Here is a 20,836-nt window from a genome sequence, read left to right on the forward strand (position 1 = left end):
CCGGCTCAGCGCCACAGCTCGGCGAAGTGCTGGATGGGGCCGTGTCCGTGGCCCACGTCCAGGCTCCGGGACTCCTCCAGCGCGGCGGTCATCCAGTCCTTCACCACGGGCAGGGCCTCGGTCCAGTCGAGTCCGCGAGCGGCCAGGGCGGCCAGCGCCGCTGAGACGGAGCATCCGGTGCCGTGGGTGTTCTTCGTGTGGATCCGCGGCGAGGTGAACTGCTCCTCGCTCGGTCGCGCACCCTCGTCGGCGGGGAAGACCAGCGTGTCCACGACGAGCTCCTGCGCAGAGGCGTCGTCCAGGTGTCCGCCCTTGGCCAGCACCACCACCCGGTGCAGGTCTGCCACCCTGCGTGCCTGAGTGATGAGCTCCTCGGGATCCCTCGCCGCTTCCCCGTCGGCGAGCAGCGCCAGCTCCGGGACATTGGGCGTGATCAGATCCGCCCGGTGCAGAAAATCGATGAGCGCCGATTCGGCGGCGCTGTCCAGCAGCCGGTCGCCGGAGGTGGCGACCATGACGGGATCCAGGACGAGCAGCGGCGGGGCCGAGGTGCCGTCCCAGGTGGCGTCGAGCCAGTCCCCCACGGCGGTGATGACCTCCGCGGTGCCGAGCATGCCGATCTTGATCGCATCGATGGCGACATCGTCGGAGACTGCGTCGAGCTGGGCGCGCAGAAAGCTCACCGGCGGCAGATGGATCTCCCGCACGCCCTGGGTGTTCTGCGCGACCAGGGCCGTCACGACGCACATCCCGTAGCCGCGATGGGCTGCGAAGCTCTTCAGATCGGCCTGTATCCCGGCACCGCCGGTGGGGTCGGTTCCGGCGATGGACAGGAGGTTCGGAACGCTGCGCGGCGACGTGGTGCTCATGGCCCCATGCTAATCGCCCGGAACCCGACTCCAGCCCCGTCCACTCCGGTCCAGTCCGGTCCAGCCGCCTTCAGTCCAGCACCGAGTAGGCGCCGACCCTGCGGTCATCGACGGCGCCGGTGATCTCTCCGGTGTCATAGTCCACCTCCAGCGCCTGGACCGAGCCGAATCCGCCCCACTCGTCGGGCCAGACCTGGAGCTCCCAGCCGAGATCCTCGAGCTCCTGCCTGGTCTGTGCGGCGGGCTCGTCATCCACGAAGAGCGTGCTGGTCTGGTCGTCGAGACGGAAGCGGAGCCCGTCGAAGGACTCCTGCAGCGAGGCGCCATGGAGTCCCCACTGGGTGAGGACCGTGCCCATGATGTTCAGGATCTGATTGCCGCCAGGAGTGCCGATGCCGAGCACCGGGCGCTGCTGATCGTCGACGATGATCGTCGGCATCGACCAGGTGACCGACCGGCGTCCCGGTTCGGGACGGTTCGCCGGGGAGTCCACGGCCTCGAAACGGCTGAGCTGGTTGTTCAGGAAGAAGCCGTTCGTGGTCTCACCCGCTCCCCAGAAGTTCGTGAGGGTGTTGGTCATCGAGACCATGATGCCGTCGTCGTCCACCACCGAGATGTGGGTGGTGTTGGCATCGATCGGGGCGCGGCCTGCCGCCGTCGTCTGTCGCTCCTGCTGCTCTTGTTCCTGCTGCTGGTCTTGCGCGTCCTGCTCGGCGGGCAGGGAGGAGAGGTCGATCTGCGCGTTGGCCTCCGGATCGGTGATCTCCTCGGTCGGGACCTCCACAAAGGCGGGATCGCCGAGCTGGGTGAGCACGGTCGCCTCCGCCACCAGCCAGGCATCCGAGAGCGTCTCGATGTACTCAGCGGAATCGGGCTCCATCTCAGCGATGCCCTGGGCCTCCGCCACCTGCAGCAGCTGCACGAGGGCCACACCAGGCAGCGCGGGTGCGGCCGCGAGCACGCCGTAGTCTCCGAACTCGCCGGAGACCGGGTCCGAGAGCGTGACCTCGTACTGTGCGAGGGTCTGCTCATCGATGCCTTCGACCTGGGTCAGCTCCTGCACCAGGCTGCCGGTGTAGAAGGCCTCCCAGCCCTCCCCGGCCAGGGTCTCGAGAGTGGAGGCCAGCTCGGTCTGCACGAGCTGCTCTCCGGCCGCCAGCGGCTCGCCGTCGGCCTCGAAGGGCTCGACCCCTTCGATGGCCTCGGGCCCGAGGTCCTCGGTCATGCGGGTCGCCAGGAAGTCGTAGACCTCGAAGCCCTCTGCCGCCAGCTGCTGGGCCGGCTCGAGGAGCTGATCCCAGTCCAGGCTTCCGTGCTCCTCGTGGAGTCGTCCCATGCCGGCGACGAATCCGGGCACCCCAACCCCGGTCTCTGGGATCTCCCCGTCCACGCCCACCTCTTCGCGATAGTCGTAGAACAAGGGGTCCCCTTCCTGACCGGCGATGACCACCGAGCCGCCCCCGCCCAGACCGGAGGCGTAGGGCTCCACCACGCCCATGGCGAAGGCGGTGGCGATCGCGGCGTCCACGGAGTTTCCACCCTCGGCCAGCACGTCCTCCCCGACCTGGACCGCCAGCTCATTGCCGGCGCTGACGCCCTGCTGAGACAGGACCTCCTCCGCAGGTTCGGGGGCACTGGTCGGCTCGGCGGGCTCCTCGCTCGGCGCCGGGGGCGGGGGCGGCTCCTCTTCTGCGGCACAGGAGACGAGCAGGCCCAGCGTGGCGAGAAGGGCCGCACCGCGTCCGACGCGGCTGAATCTCGGAGCACTGAACCCGCCGAGGCCGGGGCCCTGTCGCCTGGGTCCGGGACGCCTGTCTCCGGGCCGGCCGGCGTCATCGGTGTGCGGATGGAAGTTCTGTGGCTGCATGTCTCGTCTCCCTCAGGAAGGCGTCGGCTTCTGCTCCATGGATGTTCCGGGCTTGGCCCGCCGCGGATAGGGGCGGGCGTACTGCCTTCGGCGGTGGCGTTCCGGCAGTCGGTAGTGCACACGCAGGAACCCCGGAGCTTTGCGCAGCAAAGCTTCCAGCGGTCCGTAGCGCAGGTTGGCGATCCATACGACGGCGAAGAGGATCAGTGCCAGCATGATCGCACAGCTGATCAGCAGCCCCTCCACGGGCTCCTGCGGACCCGGGTGGATGAGCAGAGCGATGATCACCAGGTGGGTGGTATAGGCGGTGAGCGGCATCTGACCCACCGCGACCAGCAGGCGGATCCGTTGGTTGAAGTGCGGCACCACGAGAAGCAGAATGCCGAGCACCATCACAGCTGTCCCGCTGGCACTGATCAGCCACAGCGGCATCTGCGAATGTCCCACCGCGGAGATCAGCCGGTCGAAGTCAACATCGCTGGTATCGGGCTGACCCAGCACGCCGATGAGCACCTGCGAGGCCCCAAACGCACCGAATCCGGCGATCGCCCCGATGTAGACGAGTCTCCACTGGATCTTGGCGCTGCCCAGGGGCTGGCGCCCGAGCCATACCCCGAGGAAGAAGGGAGCGATCCATACGACCAACGGATAGGGGCCCGAGATGACGATGGCGGAGGCTATCTCGAACGGTGAATCGCCAAGCTGGGCGGGGTCGATATGGAAGTCCGTGGACTGTCTGGTCAGGATCCAGAGCACCGGGCCCAGCAACGCCGAAGCCGTGGCCGACCAGAACAACCACCGGGTGGGCATCTTGACCATGAACGCTGCGAGAAAGAACAGCGCGGCATAGGTCGGGAGGATCACATTGACGCCATGGTCCAGGGCCTGCAGTCCCAGTCCCAGCGCCAGCAGCAGCAATCCGCGCCACAGCAGGGTGCTGCGTCGAGTGATGCCCTTGGTGAGTGCGCGGCGGGCCAGAAAGCTGACTCCGATGCCGGCGAGCACCACGAACAGTATGGACGCCCGCCCGTTCAGTGCGCGGACGATCCATGAGGCCCAGCCGTCAGTGTTGTAGGGACCCACATTGACGATGATCATGCCGAAGATGGCCGCAGCACGGGCGACATCGAGAGCATACAGACGACTCAGTCCGCGAGCTTGGGGGCTCAGCATGCGGCAGGGTCCTCCTAGCCCGGACGGTCAGGTACCTCAAAACTGTACCCCCTCTCCAGGAGGTCCGCGGCGGGGGTGCCCGGCCAGACACAGCTGCCCAGCGGCTGGCGCCGCTCAGGGCATGGGCCCGGTCACAGAAGGACCCAGCCGATGAGTCCAGCCGCGACCACCACGGCCCAGGCAGGGACGCGCCAGCTGTTCAGCGCCAGGAACGCCCCTATCGCGAGCACCAGGGACCCGATGCCCACCTGGAGCACCCCGGTGGTGAACACCGGGGTGTACAGCGCGGCGGCCAGGATGCCCACCACCCCCGCATTGACACCCAGAAGGACCTTCTGTGCACGGCTGTCGCTGCGCAGACGCTCCCAGAACGGCACGGCGGCCAGGACCAGCAGCCCAGCGGGGAGGAAGATCGCCAGCACCGCGACGACGGCGCCCGCGAGCCCGCCCGAGCTGGAGGCGCCGAGGAAGCCGGCGAAGGTGAACAGCGGACCGGGCACCGCCTGTGCGGCCCCGTAGCCGGCCAGGAAGACCTCAGCGTCGACTATCTGCGGCACGGTCTCGGACTGCAGCAGCGGCAGGACCACATGACCGCCGCCGAAGACCAGCGCACCCGCGCGGTAGAAGGAGTCGGTGAGGGACATCCAGACGCCGCCGCTGATCGCGGCGAGCACCGGCAGAGCGGCGAGCAGCACCAGGAAGAGGCTCAGCGAGAGGATCGAGACCTGGCGCGAGACCCGCACGGTGAAGGCATCGGCCTGGCCGTGCCCGGATTCGCGGGGACGCAGCCAGAGCAGTCCCGCGAGTCCGGCGGCGAGAATCGCAGCCACCTGGATGAAGGGGTTGGGGACCAGCAGGACGATGATCATCGCCCCGACAGCGATGCTCGCCCGTGGTGCGTCCGGAGTCAGCGAGCGAGCCATGCCGAACACGGCATGCGCGACCACCGCCACGGCGGCCGCCTTGAGCCCGTGGATCCAGCCGGCGTCGCTGAGGTCGCCGACCTGCTGGACCCCGTGGGCGAAGGCGACCAGAAGCACCACGGAGGGCATCGTGAAGGCGAACCAGGCGGCCGCCATGCCCGCATAGCCGGCTCGCTGGAGCCCGAGCGCCATCCCGACCTGGCTGGAGGCGGGACCGGGCAGGAACTGGCACAGGGCGACCAGGTCCGCGTACGCCTTCTCGCTGAGCCAGTGACGGCGCGTGACGAAGGCCTCGCGGAAATAGGCCAGATGAGCCACCGGTCCCCCGAAGGAGGTCAGGCCGAGGCGCAGGAAGATCAGGAAGACCTCGGTCACCGTCCCTGGGTGGCGAGCCCCGGGGGCCCCGGGATCGTCGGCGGGTGTCTGCGGAGGCTGAGTCATCAGCGCACACACTGGACCAGAAAGATGAACGGCAGCTGAACTCGTGTACGGCACGAGGGCAGCCGGGCGGGGTCGCCGGGTCTTGGTGCTCTCCCGCGGCCCGTGGACGGCGTCTGCGGGATCGACGAGGAGCGGCTCAGAGCAGCAGCCCGGCCAGCAGCGGGAGCGTGAGCAGGCAGGCCAGCGTGCTGGTCACCAGGATCGACGCCGCCAGTCGGCCGTCTCCCTCGTACTGCTGGGTGAACACGTAGACCGTGGTGGAGGAGGGCATCGCGGCGATGATGATCAGCGTGCCCGCCCAGATCGGTCCCAGCTGGGCGGCGAAGGGCAGCACCGCGAGCCAGGTGAGCAGCGGCAGCAGCAGGATCTTGCCCACGGTGCCCAGCGCGATGGACCGCTTGGGGACGCCTCCGCTGCGGATCCCCTCGATCGCCGGGTGAAGAGCCAGTCCCACGCAGAACAGCGCCAGCGGCACGGCGGTCTGCCCCAGCAGCCCCGCTGACTCATCGACGGCGGCTGGCAGCCGCAGCGGGCCGAAGACCACCAGCAGAGCGAGTGCCATGGCGATGAAGACCGGGTTCAACAGCAGCGCCCGCTTCAGGATCGGCACTATCTGGGTGCGCAGCAGATTGCTGATGCCGCTGCGCTCCGAGTTGCCTGTCCTGTCGCGGGACTGGGCGATCGTTCGCACCAGCGGATAGCCGTTGAGGTAGATCAGATTGTGCAGCATGTGCACGATGCCCGCGGCGAGGCCCGCCTCAGGTCCGAGCACGCTGATCGCCACCGGGATCCCGAAATACCCGACGTTGCCGAAGCTGCCGGCCAGAGACGTGGCCGCCGCGCCCTCGCGGGCCCGTGGTCCGAGCAGAAAACTGGCGTAGTACAGCCCGATGGAGACCAGCGGTGTCACGACGGCGACGATCACCACTGACGCGACGGGAAAGCCCGCGGTCGGCGGGGCAGTGACCATCGCGGTGTAGAGGAAGGTGGGGAGCGCGAAGTAGAAGAGGAAGCCGTTGAGGTGGTCCTGTCCGGCACGGAATCTGGGGATGAACCCTGCGGCGAAGCCCACGGCGATCACCAGGAACATGGGGCCGATGACCCCGAGCATCTCAAGCACCGCGCCCCCGGCGAGAGAGCATCCTGCTGCGCAGGCGTCTCCGGCGTCTCCGGTTTCCCGAGCGCGGCGGACTGAGCGGGGCTGCAGTCACCAGCGCAGCTTCACGGAGGTCGATCGGCCGAGCCCGGGCAGGGAGAAGGCGTCGCCGTGACCTCGCGTGACTCCTGCCAGCGGATCGCTGGCGCTGTCGCCCTGGGGCCCCGCCGACGCCGGGTCGGCACGGACGATGTCCCGCGCGGGGTCCAGGATCTCGCGGACCACCTGCACCATCAGGTAGATCAGCGTGGCCATATGGGCCAGGATGCCCAGGTGGTACGCCCAGTCGATGAGCTCGGTTCCCCCGGCGAACTCGCCGCCGGAGGTGATCTTCGCGCTCATCATCCAGACGGCGACCCAGTGGAAGACCTCTGCCGTCTGCCAGAGGAGGTATCCGCGCACCCTCGGCCGGGCGAGCACCAGCAGCGGGATCAGCCACATCACGAACTGCGGCGAATAGACCTTGCCCAGCAGCAGGAAGCTGGCCACGATGAGGAAGCAGATCTGGGCCAGCCTCGGGCGTGTGGGCGCGGCCCAGGTGAGATAGGCGATGCCCAGGCAGCACAGCAGGAAGAGTCCGTTGGAGAGCAGCGAGAAACCGGCCCCGTCCAGCGGAAGCCAGCCGAAGAACAGCCACATCGAGGAGAAGCTGACATCGCGCTCGGAGGAGAAGCGGTAGAAGGTCGACCACTGCTCGAACTGCAGGATCATGAACGGAACATTGACCGCCAGCCAGGTCACCACAGCGGCCAGCGTCGTCGCGACGAAGGAGCGCAGCCGTCCGCTGCGCACGCACAGCACCAGGATGGCCCCCAGGAAGAAGAGCGGGTAGAGCTTCATCGCCGCCCCGAGGCCGATCAGCACGCCCGCCCAGACCGGGTGGGAACGCCCCCAGAGCAGCAGCGCCAGTCCGCCGAGGAACACCGCCCACATGTCCCAGTTGATGGACAGCGAGAGGATGATGCCGGGGGCCAGCGCCACCATGAGCGCATCGTGGCGTCGCCATCCAGCCGTGGAGTATGCGGTGGCGACGACCACGCCGATCCAGCAGAGGATCACCGCCACATGGTTGAGGTCATAGAAGGCCAGGATGCGGGCATCGCTGATGCCCTCGCCCGGGACCAGCAGTGCGAGCACCCCGGCCACCATGGTGAGCAGCACCGGATACTCCATGACCTTCTCTGCCGGGACGTCATCGACGAAGGGGAAGAGCCCCTCGGCGAGGCCGCGCTGGCTGAAGAGCAGCGAGAAGTCCGAGTAGCACATGTGGATGTGCTGCTCGGGGTCGGTCCAGCCGTTGATGCGACACCATTGCACCGCCAGCACGGAGAGCGCCGCGCCCATCACGGTGGCCGCGAGGAGCAGCCAGAGCAGTCGTGAGCCGGGGATCTTCACCTGGTGTCCTTCTCATAGATGTCCTCGGCCGCCCAGGGTGTGCGCGGCGGGGTCAATTCTCGCAGGCGCTGCCAGCCGCTCCCGGCATTCCAGCGCTGTGAGCGGCGTCTCATGTCGAAGAACTCGGTGGTGTTCGGGTCGAGGAAGACCACGTAGATCAGGTACACGGTGACCACTGCGATTGCGATCGTGTGGATCACCGCGGCGTCGATCCACTGCGCCACGGAGAGCTGGCCCACCATGGAGAGCAGCACCATCACCGTGATCACCGTGGTGACCAGCACCAGGATCCGGCCGCGGTAGACGTGGACCACGGCGTAGAAGGGAAGCAGCCAGAGCAGGTACCAGGGCTGGATGATCGACGAGGTCAGCACCACGATGGTCAGCCCGTAGGCCGCCCAGAGCACCGGATTGCCCACGTTGCGGCGCAGCAGCAGCACTGCGAGCACGACTCCGGCGGCGAGTCTGGCCAGGGCATAGACGACCTCGGTCACCAGACTGGCGTCCACGCCGCTGAGCACCCCGATCGCCGCGCCCAGTCCGATGCCCAGCAACCCCACGGGAGCGGCCTGGAGCACCGCGGCGCCTGCTCCCAGTGCCGCTGAGATCCAGCCCAGGCCTATCCCCAGGGCCGCTCCCCCGCTGACCAGGAGCACGGCGGCGGCGGCACCCCCGATCACCCATTCGCGCATCCGTCGCCAGAGCGCGGAGGTGTCCTTCAGCGGCAGCAGCAGGATGAAGGGCAGCACCACCATGGCGATGGGTTTGACCGCGATGGCCGCGACCAGGAGCAGAATCCCCAGCGCCCTGCGTCTTCGCAGTGCGGCCAGAGTCCCGGCGAGCATGAGTCCGATCATCAGCGCGTCATTGTGCCCTGCGGACACGAAGACCAGCAGAGTCATCGGGTTCAGCAGACACAGCCACAGCGCCCAGGACGGTTCGGAGCCGAAGGCACGGGCGAGTCGCGGGACGCAGTAGAGCATCAGCGCCATCCCGAGCAGGGAGAGGCACCGGAACAGCAGGATGGCGATCTCCGGCACCCCGCCGGAGATGAACCAGATGATCTGCGCGAGCACCAGGAACAGCGGGCCATAGGGCGAGGGGGATTCGGCCCACAGTCCGTCCGCACCCTCCATGAACCACCCGGGCAGCTCTGAGACCCCGTCCTCATAGGGATTGAGCCCGGCATGCAGCACCCGACCCTGGGCCAGGTAGGAGTACACATCGCGGGAGAAGATCGGCAGGCTGAACATCAGCGGGGTGGCCCACATGATCAGCGTGCGGCGCATCACCGGGGTCACCCGGGCAGACCAGGAGCCCACGCGCTGAGAGAGCCGCAGCCAGGAGCGCAGCAGCAGCAGGGCACCCAGGACCAGCAGCACCGTACAGACGACGACGCCGGTCGTCGTCGTCCGCAGGGGCAGGAGCACGGGGTTCAGCGCCAGCAGGGACTGCGGGGTCATGGCCAGCCAGCCGACGCCCCAGGACCCGACCATGATCATCAGCGAGGCCAGCAGCCCCTGCCGAGCGGTGTGCGAGGCCGCTGCCTCTTCGCCGCCGATGAGCCAGGCTGTGGGAGGCCACTGGCCCAGGAATGCGCGCATGCGCAGCGCATTGCGAGAGACCGGATTAGTGCGCACCATCAGCACGCTCCGCTTCCGGACCCTGTGGCTGCGGCACGACCGGCCGTCCGCGCCGTCGCAGGCGGGGCCGCTCCCAGCTGAAGCTGGGCAGACCCCATCCGTCCCAGACGACCCAGCGGGTCTGCCGGTCCACCAGCGTCAGCCAGACGATGGAGATCCAGGAGATGGTGATGGACAGGGCGATCATCTGCTGGTCCAGCTGCAGGAACTGATAGATGGAGAGCTGGTCGGAGGCGCCGAAGGTCAGGAAGAACATGATCGTGAACACGACCCACTTGAACTGCCAGTCCTTGCGGATCCCGGTGATGGCGAAGAGCGGGAGCAGCCACAGCAGGTACCAGGGCTGAATGATCGGTGAGAGGACCACCAGCGCGGTGAACGCCCAGACCATCCGCTGGACGATGAACCTGTCGCTGCCCCGGAACATGAGCCACAGCACCACGACCACCGAGAGGATCCGTCCGCCGATCTTGAACACCTCCAGGGTCCAGCCGCTGTCCAGGCCGAAGGCACGCAGCAGCGTCCCGAGCCAGCCGTCAGCGATGCCGATCGGGGACCAGAACACGCTGCCGGTGCCCGTGCCGGCGAGGACCGCGAGCCACCCGAAGCCGAAGCCCTGCACCAGGCCGATGCCGATCATCGCCGCGGCGGCCAGTGCCGCGGTGAAGAACCAGTAGGCGAACTTCCGTCGCCAGGAAGCCCCCGCCCCGGCCCAGAGCAGCCCGATGAAGGGCAGCAGCACGATGGTGATCGGTTTGATCCCGATGGAGACGACCACGAGCAGGGTGGCGAGGACTCCCCTTCCCCGCGCCGCGGCATAGACCCCGGCGAGGGCGAAGCCGACCATGATGGCGTCATTGTGGGCGCTGGAGATGAAGCTGATGATCAGCAGCGGGTTGGCCAGCGTGATCCATTGTGCGCGTGCGGGGTCCACCCCGTGGAGCCGAGCAAGCTTGGGCACGAAGATCATCATCATGATCACACCGCCCACGCAGGCGAGCCGGAACAGGAACAGTGCAAGATCCGGACTCTCGGCCGCCCAGCTCATCACAGCGGCCTCGATCCAGAGGAAGAGCGGGCCATAGGGGGTCTCCGACTCGGCCCAGAGGATGTCGGTGCCCAGCTGGAACCAGTTGTCCAGCGTGGAGACGCCCGTGGTGTAAGGATCCTGTCCGGCGAGGACGAGCCGGCCCTGGTTCAGGTAGGCGAAGACATCCCGGGAGAAGATCGGGATCGCGATCAGCTGCGGGAGCGACCAGAGCACCGTCGCCGCGTTGACGACCCGCAGCGATCCCGGCGGCCAGTGCTGCTGTTGATCGGGGTCCTCCAAGACGCGGCCCAGCCGCAGCCACGCCCGCAGCATGATCCAGCAGCCCAGGGTCAGCGCGAGGGTCGAGACGACGACGCCGGCAGGTTCGGTGCGCAGCAGGATGATCCAGGCGTGACGGGAGAGTGGAGAGACGCTGACCAGCCAGCCGACGCCCAGGGAGCCCAGGAGCACGAGCAGGGACCCGAGCAGACCTTCGACCATCGGCGACCAGACGTGCTTCGGACGGGTGGAGGATCTCAAGACGTGCAGCCACAGGTCCCTCCTGCGCGCTCGAGCCTGGCTGCTGGGGCTTTCCGGGCCGCGCGAGTCGGACGGGGCTGCAACCTCGGAGTGGGTCTTGGCGAGCCCTGTGGAGCCCTCGGCACCTCGGGGTGCGGGACTGTTCTCGGCGGCTCCAGCCTCAGCGCTCATCGCCCCTGAATTTATCACCCCCCACACCCGCCCCCTCCGGCCTGACCACGCCCGTCGGTAGAGTATGCAGGGTGAGTGCCGATATGACTGAGACCAATGACTCCTCCCCCTCCGACGCACCGGTCCGCCCAGGCGGTTCCTGGGCCGGGCGCATGGTGTGGATCGACTGCGAGATGACCGGGTTGAACCCCGACCACGATGTGCTGGTGGAGATCGCCGCGCTGGTCACCGACGCCGAGCTGAACGTCCTCGGCGAAGGGGTGCAGGTGGTGATCGCCCCCGATCCGGCCGAGCGGCTGAAGACCATGGCCCCGGTCGTGCAGAAGATGCACACGGCCTCGGGCCTGCTTGAGGATCTCAAGGACGGAGTCTCGGTGCGAGTCGCCGAGCAGCGAGTCCTGGAGTATGTGCAGCGGTGGATCCCCGAGGCCGGGGTCGCCCCGCTGGCGGGAAACTCGATCCATGCGGACAAGGCCTTCCTGCGCCTGGCCATGCCGGAGCTGATGAAGCACCTGCACTATCGGCTCATCGATGTCTCCACGATCAAGGAGCTCTCCGCCAGGTGGTATCCGGAGGCGAAGAAGTCTGCTCCGGCCAAGACCGGCAATCACCGCGCGCTGGGTGACATCCGAGATTCCATCGAGGAGCTCAGGCACTACCGGCGCACGGTGTTCAGGCAGAGCTGAGCTGATTTTCGGAATGCACCGATAGCTGTGTAGACTGACCTGCGTTGCTTTTCAGCCCTTTGGGACTGAGTCGCAGACGATTGTGGAGCCGCTCTCGGCTTCACGCATGGTGGGCGTAGCTCAGCTGGTAGAGCATCGCGTTGTGGTCGCGAGGGTCGCGGGTTCAAGCCCCGTCGCTCACCCCATGGAACGGTCCTGGTCATTCGACCAGGACCGTTTTTCGTCGGCCCCGGCCTTCGTGCCGCCGCTGCCCGGCGCCGCCCGGTCCGCAGCGCGGGCATCCAGCCTGGTCTCTGCGCCGGGACGCCTCGCCAGGCAGCGCGGACACGGACCTGTAGCCTGTACGAAGCCTGATAGCCAGCAGAGAGATTCGCCTATGTCCCGCCTGACCAGTCGTTTCGCCAATGTGGTGCCGCCGATCCAACGCCGCCAGGAGCGCATCGGCGAACTCGAGCGTCAGCTTGCGGAGAAGGATGCTGAGCTCACGGTGCGGGAAGCCGAATACGCGGCCAGTCTGCAGCGCTCACGTGCTGAGGCGGCGAAGTGGCGCGGCTTCACCCGAAGCAAGGCTGAACAGCTCGACGCGGCGCAGAGCCGAGTGCGAGCCATCCAGCGCGAGCGCACGACATTCAGCACACAGTTGGCGAACTACAAGGCCACCTACTCGGCGATGGCGAAACTCAGAGATCCTGCGCACCTAGTCATGCGGCAGATCCCCTATAAGCTGCGCAACTACTCGTTCGCCCAGAGTCATGGCGTGGGTGTCCCCGAGGTGTCTGCGGTCTGGTCTGATCCCGCCGAGATTGACCTGTCAGTGATCGCCGCCGAGAGGATCGTGTTGAAGGCGGACAGCGAGGCGAGCGGCCGCGCGGTCTGGCCGCTCGTCCGGGAAGGTGACTCCTGGGTGAAGCTGGGCAGTGAACTCCGGCTGCCGAACGGTCGGCTTCCTGCATCCATGGTCGAGACGATGAGCGCGATGCGTGGCCCGTTCTTTGCTGAAGAGTTCCTGGTCGGCACTGGCGAATCAAGCCTTCCGGAGGACATCAAGTTCTATATGTCCTATGGCGAGGTGCTGCAGGTCTTGGTCATGCAGCAGGGCAAGCAGGGAACCACCGACCGCCAGCTCTTCTCGCGGGCCTACTTCAGCGAGTCCGGCCGCACACTGGGTCGCGTGCTGGGTGGGGCGCGGTATGCAGACATCATGCCTCCCGTGCTCCTGCCGGAGCTCGTCGAGGTGGCCAAGCGGCTCTCCAGACTCGTCGGCGTCCCATTCATCCGGGTTGACCTCTACCAGACCCCTCGCGGGCCTGTGCTGGGTGAACTCACCCTGCTGCCCGGCGGTCACCATGAGTACACGCCGAAGCATGACCGAAGGATGGGCAAGAAGTGGACCGCGGGCCGGGCGCGTCTGGAACGCGACCTCGGCGCCGGCCGCCCACCTGGGATGCTCTTCGGGGCGAACGACTACGCGTGGCACTACCCGCCGCACGAAGGCAGAGCTGGAGAGCCCAACGCGTGGTCCCGGGTTCCCGCGCCCCTGGCGCCCTAGCCACATGTCCGCCAGCGCCTGCATCCCGCACACCTGATCGACGCGCAAGAAGCCGCCCCGCCCTCCCGTGCGGATGGGGCGGCTGTGCATGGGAGACCGGCCTATGTGGCGACCCGGGCGTCCTCCGGCACACAGTGTTCGCAGCAGTAGACCGAGCTGCCGGCCCTGGTGCCGTGGCCCAGAACCCGCACGCCGCAGTGCGCGCAGGTCGGCGCCATGAGGTGGGCCGCACACTCGAAGCTGTCGAAGGTATGAGTCTCACCATGTTGGGTGACGGTCATGGGGGTGTCATAGTCGTTCCCGCAGGTGTCGCATGCTGCCATGATCTGCCTCCTTGGGTCTCAACCTCTGCCCGGTGTCGGGGTCCCGCATGAGAAATGGGATGACCGGGGTACGGTTCCACCTTTCTCCTCGCTGACCGGGTACGTCAAGAGCCTGCCAGGGACACGAGCGCCCGGCCCTGCCGGTGTGAAGACAAGAAGAGACAGCACTGCCTAGGAGGAAGCGTGGTGGTGAGCCCACCAGCTCGAAGCTGGCTACGGCCACCGTCGGATAGGCACCAGCTCGAGCCAGACCGATACATGGCACGATGCGCGATAGCGCACTCCACCGCGACCCGTAATGAGTTGCCTGGTATGGCCCCAGAGCTGCAGGTCCTCCCCGTCACGTCGCACTGAGGAGTTGCTAGGGCTGAACCGAGACCCCAGAGCCCAGGAATAGGGACTGGGAAGTCACAGTCAATAGTGTCACTGCGGACCCAGACGAACAGATCCTCCGCGCAAACCAGTTCAACCACCGGCTCCCGATGGTACGACCTACGCGCTTATCAATGTAGGCAATTGGCTGGTGCGTCCCGGACGCCCACGCTCGGGACTGACATCTCGTATGTCTCTGGAACCAGAGAAACGATCAGCGCCTTCGATCAGATCGTTATGGCGCCCGACGCGCTCGACTCAATGAGGAAGCTCTGCAACGGGGCACCGAACAGGGCAACGTCGCGATTGCTACCCCCATCGACGATGAGGCGGGGCGGTTCGAGTTTGACTCGGTTTCGTCATCACCGAGGATGACTTCTTCAGGACCGAATAGTACATGAGTACAGCGTCGGGAGGGTTCGTATTCTTGTCGGAGAAGCTCATGTCCGTGCCTGCCTTTACGGTTCTCTTGAGAGGAATTCGGTGCTGGCATGAAACCTAAGGCGCAAACGGCGCTTGTCTTCGAAACGCTCGTAGGGGCGAGTAGCGGGCAACAGCCTTCGTTCGCAGCACTGATCCTCCCTGCAAAAAGTCGACGCCATCTGACCAACCCCGCAGGACAGCGCTAGGTACCTACCTGGAGCTTCCTTGCGCCGGACGTTTGGTACGACACCCTGAAATAGGACAGAATCACCCATGAATCACTCAAATCCGGGAGGAACAAATGTCTGCACCCACACACGAGTATCCGAATAATGGCGCACAGCCACCGCACACGGCGCCGAAGACGGGTCTTGGTATTGCGGCGATGGTGATCGGCATCGTCGCCATCGTACTGAGTTTCATCCCAGTTGTGGGCTTCTTGAGTTTCGTTCTCGGCCCCGTGGCGGTGATCCTCGGGATCGTGGCCCTCGTCAAGAAAAGGGGCAAAGGCCAGGCCATCGCGGGCATCATCACTGGCGCACTCGGATTTTTAATCGTGACCATAGGCACGTTGCTTTTCGGCGCGGCTGTGAGCTCATTCGATGACGAAATGCAGGACCAAGACGGAACTGAAGAAACAGCCGAGGAAACTCCTGAGGCCACCGAAGAAGGGAACGCCGAAGAAACCTCTGAGGCGGCGGGCGAAGAGGGCGACGAGGCGACCGACGACAGCGACGCCGGAACGCGAGACAACCCGTTGCCTATCGGTGAGACCTTCGAGTCCGGAGATTGGGCAGTGACCATCAACGACGTCACTCTGAACGCCGACGACGAGATCGCTTCGGCAAACCCCGTCAACGAGCCAGCTGCGGATGGCGCTTCCTACACTTTGGTCAACGCCACCGTGGTTTACAACGGTGAGGACTCCGAGATGATCATGATGGGCACAGATATCGCCTACGTCACCTCGTCCGGGGAGACCGTCTCCACCTGGGACAACATCGTCGTTGCGCCCGAACCCCTCGACGGGTCTCAGGAGCTCTACAACGGAGGAACCGAGACCGGCAACGTCGTGGTGGCAGTCCCCGACGAAGGTGAGGGAGCAATCCGCGTGCGTCTCGGACTATTCGACACTGACGACGCATTCTTCTCCATGCAGTAACGAGCTTTGGGCGATGGCCCCGTCCGGCACTCGCTGGGCGGGGCACCCCCCCCTGTCCTACTCACCGGGCGGGGTCGCCCACAAGCAAAGCGTGCCTCCCCTCTGAAAGTCGCGTACGACACAAGCCCAGTTGGGTACGGAGCCGTACGCCAGTATTGAAGTTCGAATCACCCACGCCATATGAAGGGCATCACCCATGAGCACGCCATCGCATGGCCCCACCGGTCCCGAATACCCCCGCGCCCAGTACGGCGGAGAGCAGTACCCACAGCACCCGCAATACCCACAGCCCCAGTACGGCGCTCCGCAATACCAGCCGTACCCCTATTCCATGGCCCCGATGCCCGTAAAGTCCCATGCGGCTGCAATCCTGCTGTCATTCTTCTTCGGCATTCTTGGCGTGGACCGCTTCTATCTGGGGCACGTCGGCATGGGCTTCGCGAAGCTTCTGGTGGGGTGGATGACCTTCGGCATCTGGCCGTTGATTGATTTCATCCTGATCATCATGAAGGGCACCCAGGGACTTAAGCGGATCCAGTGGACGTGATTCCAGGTGACCGGACCGCAAGCTGTCGACGACGCGTGAATACTGGTCACTTAGCGACGGGTGAATTCTGGACACCCGGACCATGCTAGGAGACATGATCACTGTGGAAGATTGGGCTGAAATCCGTCGGCTACATTTTGCCGAGTCCATGCCGAAGAAGCAGATCGCTGAGAAGCTCGGGGTCTCCCGAACCACTGTCTATAAGGCCTTGGAATCCAGTGGACCTCCGAAGTACCAGCGCGAACCTAAGGGCTCGATCGCCGACGAGTACGTCCCAGAGATCCACAAGCTGCTCAAAGACACTCCCCGGATGCCAGCGACGGTGATCGCTGAACGGATCGGGTGGGAACACTCGATGACGGTGCTCAAAGACAAGGTCCGGGAACTGCGCCCCCTCTACACCGGGGTCGATCCGGCTGACCGATTGGTCCACCGCCCTGGGGAAGCCGCTCAGTTTGATCTATGGTTCCCCGAACCTCAGATCCCGGTCGGTTTCGGACAGACCCGCACCTTGCCGGTGCTGGTGATGACCCTGACGTTCTCGAGATTCCTGACCGCCACGATGCTGCCCTCGCGGCAGTCCGGCGACCTGCTGGCCGGGATGTGGCAGCTGATCAGCGGAGTCGGAGCGGTCTCGAAGTCCTTGATCTGGGACCGTGAAGCTGCGATCGCCCCCAAGGGCAGACCGCTGCCGCCGTTGCAGGCCTTCGCGGGGACCACCGCGACGAAGATGGTGATCGCTCCACCCAGGGACCCGGAGTTCAAGGGCATGACCGAGCGCAACAACGGGTACTTCGAGACCAGCTTCCTGCCCGGCCGATCCTTCGCTTCACCGCAAGATTTCAACACCCAGATCAGCACGTGGATCACTGGCCGGGCCAATCAGCGCATGATCCGCAGCCTCGGGGACAGACCGGTCAACGTCCTGGGCCGAGATCTGGCGGCGATGACCGCGCTACCGCCCTCCCCACCTTCGACAGGTTTCTCGCACCAGGTGCGTCTGGCCCGGGACTACTATCTGCGGATCGATGCGAATGACTACTCGGTGGATCCGCGGTTCATCGGTCGGTTGGTCCAGGTCACCGCGACCTTGGACCGGGTGGTGGCCGTGTGTGACGGTGAGATCGCTGCTGATCACCGGCGGTGCTGGGCCCGAGCCCAGGTGATCACAGACCCGGCTCATGTGGGCACCGCGAAGGCCATGCGGGCTCATTACAACGACACCGTGCGCCACCAGGTGCGCGGGACCAAGGACACTGAGGTGGCCTACCGGCCGCTGAGCGTCTATGACGAGCTTTTCGGACTCACCCACACCACGGTGCCGGCTGATGATCACAGGAGTGCCGCATGAGTGCCACCAGTGGTGAGAAGATCGGCTCGACCCTGGCGCATCTGGTGAAGGTGATGAAGACTCCCACGATCGGCAGGGTCTGGGAAGACCTCGCCGAGATTGCCCGGGAGCAGGGCTGGTCCCACGAGGAATACCTCGCTGCTGTCTTGGAGCGCCAAGTCGCTGATCGAGAGGCCAACGGCACCGCTCTGCGGATCCAGACCGCGAAGTTCCCCGCGATCAAGACCCTCGAGGACTTCAACACCGACTATCAGCCCGGCCTGCGCCGTGACGTGCTGGCTCATCTGCAGAACACGAGCTTCGTGCCCAAGGCAGAGAACGTCATCCTGCTGGGACCCCCAGGGGTGGGTAAGACTCATCTGGGCATCGGGCTAGGAATCAAGGCCTGCCAGGCCGGGTACCCGGCGCTCTTCGACACTGCTGCGGGGTGGGTCAACCGGCTCAGCGACGCGCATCAGCGCCACGGTGGTCTGGATCAGGAGCTCAAAAGGCTTCGCAGGTACCGGCTGTTGATCATTGATGAGCTCGGCTATCTGCCCTTCGATGCTGATGCGGCGAATCTGTTCTTCCAACTGGTCGCTGCCCGCTATGAACAGGAGTCTTTGCTGATCACGAGCAACCTCTCCTTCGGCAGGTGGGGTGAGATCTTCAGCGATGACACCGTCGCGGCGGCGATGATCGATCGGCTGGTCCATCACGCGGAGGTCCTCACCCTCGATGGAGAGTCCTACCGCACACGGAGCCGCCGCGAGCTCATCGAGACCACTACCTCTAGAACCCCGTAAGGAAAACACGGCGTTCAGTTTTTACCCGTCGCTGAGTGTTCAGTTTTCGGCCGTCGTTGACACAAGCAGCGCTGCGGAAGCCAATGCACTACCTGCCACGTGAACCCCGGTGACGAGCTGCCCCTGAAGCTGCAGGCTCGTCAGGCGGCATATTGTCTACCCGTCCGGACGGTAAGCATGTTGCCGCAGGCAACGGGCATCTCACAAGGCATGAACTTGACTGGCTGAATATGCGTGGGGCACCGCACTATCAGGACGACCGCGTACGAGTAATGCTCCGACCGGCATGGCAGAGGCATGCGACAAGGTGGGCTGCGCGGCAGGTCTCGGCGCGGAGATGATCGCTGCTCACAGCCTGACCGCGGAACGTGCGGGCGGAACCGGGCCCGCAGTTGCGTAGGCTTGGGGGCATGGATGCCCTCACAGCCGATACGCTCGCCTTCTGGACCATTGCGGGCCTGGCGGTGGCAGCCGTCATCTCCGCGGTCATCCGCGGTCACCTCCGAGCGAAGAATGCCATCACCGCGGAGCACCAGCCCGAGCGCATCATCTTGACCGCCGGCGGCCGGATCGAGGTGCTCGACATCCTCAACGAGGGTGACAGCCTGGAGGAGTCGCTGCGGCGGCACCCGGTCGATCTGCCCCTCGTCCTTGCACCAGATGAGCCCTTCACGCTCGCCTACCTCGAGTTTCCGGACACGCCGCGTCCGCAGAAGGTCGTCCTGCGCCTGAAGGACGACAGCATCAGGCACGTCGACCTCCCCTCGCTATAGGCCTGTTGCGCAGGCCCGCGATTCAGCTGCGAAGGTTCGTCTCGATGATTCGCGCGCTGGCCGCAGCCCCGTTCTCCAGGGAGTGTTCGCGCCGGACCGCCTCGGCGGCGTCTCGAAAAGAGTCCTCGCTCAACAGGCGGCGCACCGCCTGGGAAAGTGCATCCGTTCCAGCCTGACGCGGGGCGAGCGCGATCGCGTTGCCGCGGGCCGAGCAGCCCCCGACGTTCCATGTCTGTTCAGGCTGCAGACCCAGTCCGACGAACGGGACACCGGTGGCGCAGGCAGTCTGAACGGTCCCTTGTCCGCCATGCAGCACGGCCGCGTCCACCAGGCCCTCGAGTCGATGGGCGGGCAGCAGCTCCGTGACGTGCACGTTCTCTGGCACGGTGTCGTCCGCCCGCAGATAATGACCGATAGGAGCGACGACGTTCACGGGCAGCCTGCCCAGCTGCGCCGCCGCCGCGAGAGCCATCCTGCGGTTCGCGGAGGAGCCGAGACCGAGGTACACGAGCGGCTCCTCACGGGAACCGAGCTCGTGGATGATCTCCGGCACCGGAACATCCAGATGCGCGAAGATCGGTCCGACCCGCTGGTAACCCTGGGGAAGGCTGTAGCCCCGCAGTTCATCGGGCATCACGGTGAGCAGGTTGTGGTCCGCCTCCAACAAAGACGAGATCGTCCTCAGCGGGAACACACCGTTGTCCCTCGCGACGCGGGCGAAGGCGGCAGGGGCGACCGGCGCGCGGTCATAGACCCACCGGAAGGCCCGGGTGGCCGCCCCATCGAGCGCTCGGGACCAGGACCCGGCGCCAGGGACGAGGCCGAGCCTGCGTGTCTGTTCCACGTGGGGGCGGGTCAGGGCGAACGGCACCGCCTACGACAGCGGAACATCTTCCGCCCGCGCAGAGATCATCGACGTCACGTTGGTCCCGATCACCACAGCCTGCGCACCGGTGTCGCGGATCAGCTCACGCTCTGCCGCCACGCGGGCCGAGACAAGTTCCGTGGAGAAGGGAGTGCGCAATGTCTTCCCCTGGTCGAACCGCAGCGCCTGCCGCCGCTGCGCTGCGGACCATGGCGGCCCCAGCGTGTGATGGTCGAAGCCGGCCTCCAGCACCAGGTGCCGGTACTGGTCCTCGTGGCCGAAGAAGGAGGCGGTGTGAGCGGGATCAAGTGCACGCGCAATCTCGACCATGCGCGTGACCTCAGCGAGGTTGAACATGACCGCGCCGAAGAGAACATGTGCCATATCAGCTCCCCCGGACCGGTGCTCGGAGTTCAGGACCCCGTGACACCGGGACCCTCCGGCGACCCGGGGTCCACGTCCTCTTCGTCCTGGCCATCGTCTTGCTGTGCATCCATGGCCGCACCGATGACGAGGCCGAACAGCATCCCGAGCGCCATGCCGAGTCCGAGATTGTCCAGGAACACCAGTCCCAGCGGGACTCCGAAGGCCGGCCCCAGCGCGATGCCCAGTGCCAGGTAGTTGGTGGGAGTCTCCTCTTCATCCGCCATGTCAGCAGTGTAGGTGTCTGCCGCGCAGTTCTCAGCCGCTCACACCTGCGCGCCGCAGGACGATATTCTTCTCTAGGCAGGAACCGTCGACGGTCCCGACGGCATCAACAGCCGCAGAACGCGTCACCCGACCAGGAGGACA

The 20,836-nt window shown here is 66.0% G+C and carries 19 protein-coding genes and 1 tRNA gene; 8 read left to right on the forward strand and 12 right to left on the reverse strand.

From position 1 onward, the window contains the following. Window positions 1-5: 5 nt before the first annotated feature. The 8 genes from thiD to mptB (H4W27_RS05260) form a co-directional block, all read right to left on the reverse strand. Window positions 6-869: a bifunctional hydroxymethylpyrimidine kinase/phosphomethylpyrimidine kinase gene (thiD, locus tag H4W27_RS05225; RefSeq protein ID WP_192594989.1), complete on the reverse strand. Its 864-nt coding sequence runs from the start codon at window positions 867-869 to the stop codon at window positions 6-8. Window positions 870-939: 70 nt separating this feature from the next. Further along, the gene (locus tag H4W27_RS05230) at window positions 940-2,736 is read right to left on the reverse strand and encodes a gamma-glutamyltransferase family protein (RefSeq protein WP_192594990.1); all 1,797 of its coding nucleotides are present in this window, start codon (window positions 2,734-2,736) and stop codon (window positions 940-942) included. 12 nt (window positions 2,737-2,748) lie between these two features. Then, window positions 2,749-3,909 (reverse strand): DUF418 domain-containing protein, encoded by a 1,161-nt coding sequence (locus H4W27_RS05235; protein ID WP_192594991.1) that lies wholly within the window; start codon window positions 3,907-3,909, stop codon window positions 2,749-2,751. Between the two features lie 131 nt (window positions 3,910-4,040). After that, window positions 4,041-5,273 carry a chromate efflux transporter gene (gene chrA / locus H4W27_RS05240; protein WP_192594992.1) on the reverse strand — a complete coding sequence of 411 codons (1,233 nt, stop codon included), beginning with the start codon at window positions 5,271-5,273 and terminating at the stop codon, window positions 4,041-4,043. Between the two features lie 136 nt (window positions 5,274-5,409). After that, window positions 5,410-6,384, reverse strand: a complete 975-nt coding sequence (locus H4W27_RS05245; protein ID WP_225939292.1) for an AEC family transporter — start codon at window positions 6,382-6,384, stop codon at window positions 5,410-5,412. 96 nt (window positions 6,385-6,480) lie between these two features. After that, window positions 6,481-7,824: a glycosyltransferase family 87 protein gene (locus tag H4W27_RS05250; RefSeq protein ID WP_318782168.1), complete on the reverse strand. Its 1,344-nt coding sequence runs from the start codon at window positions 7,822-7,824 to the stop codon at window positions 6,481-6,483. Further along, the gene (gene mptB, locus H4W27_RS05255) at window positions 7,821-9,467 is read right to left on the reverse strand and encodes a polyprenol phosphomannose-dependent alpha 1,6 mannosyltransferase MptB (protein ID WP_192594994.1); all 1,647 of its coding nucleotides are present in this window, start codon (window positions 9,465-9,467) and stop codon (window positions 7,821-7,823) included. Before mptB (H4W27_RS05255) ends, H4W27_RS05250 begins: the two co-directional genes overlap by 4 nt. Then, the gene (gene mptB, locus H4W27_RS05260; RefSeq protein ID WP_225939015.1) at window positions 9,454-11,208 is read right to left on the reverse strand and encodes a polyprenol phosphomannose-dependent alpha 1,6 mannosyltransferase MptB; all 1,755 of its coding nucleotides are present in this window, start codon (window positions 11,206-11,208) and stop codon (window positions 9,454-9,456) included. Before mptB (H4W27_RS05260) ends, mptB (H4W27_RS05255) begins: the two co-directional genes overlap by 14 nt. 83 nt (window positions 11,209-11,291) lie before the next feature. On the opposite strand from mptB (H4W27_RS05260), the gene orn reads away from it, so the two are divergent. The 3 genes from orn (at window position 11,292) to H4W27_RS05275 (ending at window position 13,443) form a co-directional block, all read left to right on the forward strand. Beyond that, window positions 11,292-11,894 carry an oligoribonuclease gene (gene orn, locus H4W27_RS05265; protein ID WP_192594995.1) on the forward strand — a complete coding sequence of 201 codons (603 nt, stop codon included), beginning with the start codon at window positions 11,292-11,294 and terminating at the stop codon, window positions 11,892-11,894. 109 nt (window positions 11,895-12,003) lie between these two features. Continuing rightward, window positions 12,004-12,079: transfer RNA gene (locus H4W27_RS05270), tRNA-His, on the forward strand. Between the two features lie 191 nt (window positions 12,080-12,270). Then, window positions 12,271-13,443 carry an ATP-grasp fold amidoligase family protein gene (locus H4W27_RS05275; protein WP_192594996.1) on the forward strand — a complete coding sequence of 391 codons (1,173 nt, stop codon included), beginning with the start codon at window positions 12,271-12,273 and terminating at the stop codon, window positions 13,441-13,443. A gap of 101 nt (window positions 13,444-13,544) precedes the next feature. On the opposite strand, the gene H4W27_RS05280 is transcribed toward H4W27_RS05275, so the two are convergent. Continuing rightward, window positions 13,545-13,766, reverse strand: coding sequence for a hypothetical protein (locus tag H4W27_RS05280; RefSeq protein ID WP_192594997.1), 222 nt, complete (start codon window positions 13,764-13,766; stop codon window positions 13,545-13,547). A gap of 1,096 nt (window positions 13,767-14,862) precedes the next feature. On the opposite strand from H4W27_RS05280, the gene H4W27_RS05285 reads away from it, so the two are divergent. From H4W27_RS05285 to H4W27_RS05305, 5 genes are all read left to right on the forward strand, one after another. Next, window positions 14,863-15,723 (forward strand): DUF4190 domain-containing protein, encoded by an 861-nt coding sequence (locus tag H4W27_RS05285; protein ID WP_192594998.1) that lies wholly within the window; start codon window positions 14,863-14,865, stop codon window positions 15,721-15,723. Between the two features lie 196 nt (window positions 15,724-15,919). After that, on the forward strand, window positions 15,920-16,270 hold the full coding sequence (locus tag H4W27_RS05290; protein WP_192594999.1) for a TM2 domain-containing protein: 351 nt from the start codon (window positions 15,920-15,922) through the stop codon (window positions 16,268-16,270). 94 nt (window positions 16,271-16,364) lie between these two features. Next, on the forward strand, window positions 16,365-17,621 hold the full coding sequence (istA, locus tag H4W27_RS05295) for an IS21 family transposase (RefSeq protein WP_192594411.1): 1,257 nt from the start codon (window positions 16,365-16,367) through the stop codon (window positions 17,619-17,621). A 53-nt stretch (window positions 17,622-17,674) separates the two neighbouring features. Continuing rightward, a complete protein-coding gene (gene istB / locus H4W27_RS05300) occupies window positions 17,675-18,406 on the forward strand; it encodes an IS21-like element helper ATPase IstB (RefSeq protein ID WP_449867020.1) in 732 nt (243 codons plus the stop codon). 410 nt (window positions 18,407-18,816) lie between these two features. Continuing rightward, a complete protein-coding gene (locus H4W27_RS05305) occupies window positions 18,817-19,179 on the forward strand; it encodes a hypothetical protein (protein ID WP_192595001.1) in 363 nt (120 codons plus the stop codon). Between the two features lie 22 nt (window positions 19,180-19,201). Here the strand turns inward: H4W27_RS05305 and H4W27_RS05310 are convergent, their stop codons facing one another. Genes H4W27_RS05310 through H4W27_RS05320 form a run of 3 tightly spaced genes read right to left on the reverse strand, consistent with a single transcriptional unit; the run spans window position 19,202 to window position 20,694 of the window. After that, entirely contained in the window at window positions 19,202-20,050 is an 849-nt protein-coding gene (locus H4W27_RS05310) for a glycosyltransferase (RefSeq protein WP_192595002.1), read from the reverse strand. Window positions 20,051-20,053: 3 nt separating this feature from the next. Next, window positions 20,054-20,428 carry a hypothetical protein gene (locus H4W27_RS05315; protein WP_192595003.1) on the reverse strand — a complete coding sequence of 125 codons (375 nt, stop codon included), beginning with the start codon at window positions 20,426-20,428 and terminating at the stop codon, window positions 20,054-20,056. 29 nt (window positions 20,429-20,457) lie between these two features. After that, complete coding sequence (locus tag H4W27_RS05320; protein ID WP_192595004.1) at window positions 20,458-20,694, reverse strand: glycine zipper family protein; 237 nt, start codon at window positions 20,692-20,694, stop codon at window positions 20,458-20,460. Between the last annotated feature and the right edge of the window lie 142 nt (window positions 20,695-20,836).

This window comes from Nesterenkonia lutea (genome assembly GCF_014873955.1).
Classification (GTDB): Bacteria; Actinomycetota; Actinomycetes; order Actinomycetales; family Micrococcaceae; genus Nesterenkonia; species Nesterenkonia lutea.

What these genes read in the sequence shown, in the direction of transcription:
- thiD (WP_192594989.1), bottom strand. Translation starts at nt 869, where the DNA reads ATGAGCACCACGTCGCCGCGCAGCGTTCCGAACCTCCTGTCCATCGCC.
- H4W27_RS05230 (WP_192594990.1), bottom strand. Translation starts at nt 2,736, where the DNA reads ATGCAGCCACAGAACTTCCATCCGCACACCGATGACGCCGGCCGGCCC.
- H4W27_RS05235 (WP_192594991.1), bottom strand. Translation starts at nt 3,909, where the DNA reads ATGCTGAGCCCCCAAGCTCGCGGACTGAGTCGTCTGTATGCTCTCGAT.
- chrA (WP_192594992.1), bottom strand. Translation starts at nt 5,273, where the DNA reads ATGACTCAGCCTCCGCAGACACCCGCCGACGATCCCGGGGCCCCCGGG.
- H4W27_RS05245 (WP_225939292.1), bottom strand. Translation starts at nt 6,384, where the DNA reads ATGCTCGGGGTCATCGGCCCCATGTTCCTGGTGATCGCCGTGGGCTTC.
- mptB (WP_192594994.1), bottom strand. Translation starts at nt 9,467, where the DNA reads ATGGTGCGCACTAATCCGGTCTCTCGCAATGCGCTGCGCATGCGCGCA.
- mptB (WP_225939015.1), bottom strand. Translation starts at nt 11,208, where the DNA reads ATGAGCGCTGAGGCTGGAGCCGCCGAGAACAGTCCCGCACCCCGAGGT.
- orn (WP_192594995.1), top strand. Translation starts at nt 11,292, where the DNA reads ATGACTGAGACCAATGACTCCTCCCCCTCCGACGCACCGGTCCGCCCA.
- H4W27_RS05275 (WP_192594996.1), top strand. Translation starts at nt 12,271, where the DNA reads ATGTCCCGCCTGACCAGTCGTTTCGCCAATGTGGTGCCGCCGATCCAA.
- H4W27_RS05280 (WP_192594997.1), bottom strand. Translation starts at nt 13,766, where the DNA reads ATGGCAGCATGCGACACCTGCGGGAACGACTATGACACCCCCATGACC.
- H4W27_RS05285 (WP_192594998.1), top strand. Translation starts at nt 14,863, where the DNA reads ATGTCTGCACCCACACACGAGTATCCGAATAATGGCGCACAGCCACCG.
- H4W27_RS05290 (WP_192594999.1), top strand. Translation starts at nt 15,920, where the DNA reads ATGAGCACGCCATCGCATGGCCCCACCGGTCCCGAATACCCCCGCGCC.
- istA (WP_192594411.1), top strand. Translation starts at nt 16,365, where the DNA reads ATGATCACTGTGGAAGATTGGGCTGAAATCCGTCGGCTACATTTTGCC.
- istB (WP_449867020.1), top strand. Translation starts at nt 17,675, where the DNA reads ATGAAGACTCCCACGATCGGCAGGGTCTGGGAAGACCTCGCCGAGATT.
- H4W27_RS05305 (WP_192595001.1), top strand. Translation starts at nt 18,817, where the DNA reads ATGGATGCCCTCACAGCCGATACGCTCGCCTTCTGGACCATTGCGGGC.
- H4W27_RS05315 (WP_192595003.1), bottom strand. Translation starts at nt 20,428, where the DNA reads ATGGCACATGTTCTCTTCGGCGCGGTCATGTTCAACCTCGCTGAGGTC.
- H4W27_RS05320 (WP_192595004.1), bottom strand. Translation starts at nt 20,694, where the DNA reads ATGGCGGATGAAGAGGAGACTCCCACCAACTACCTGGCACTGGGCATC.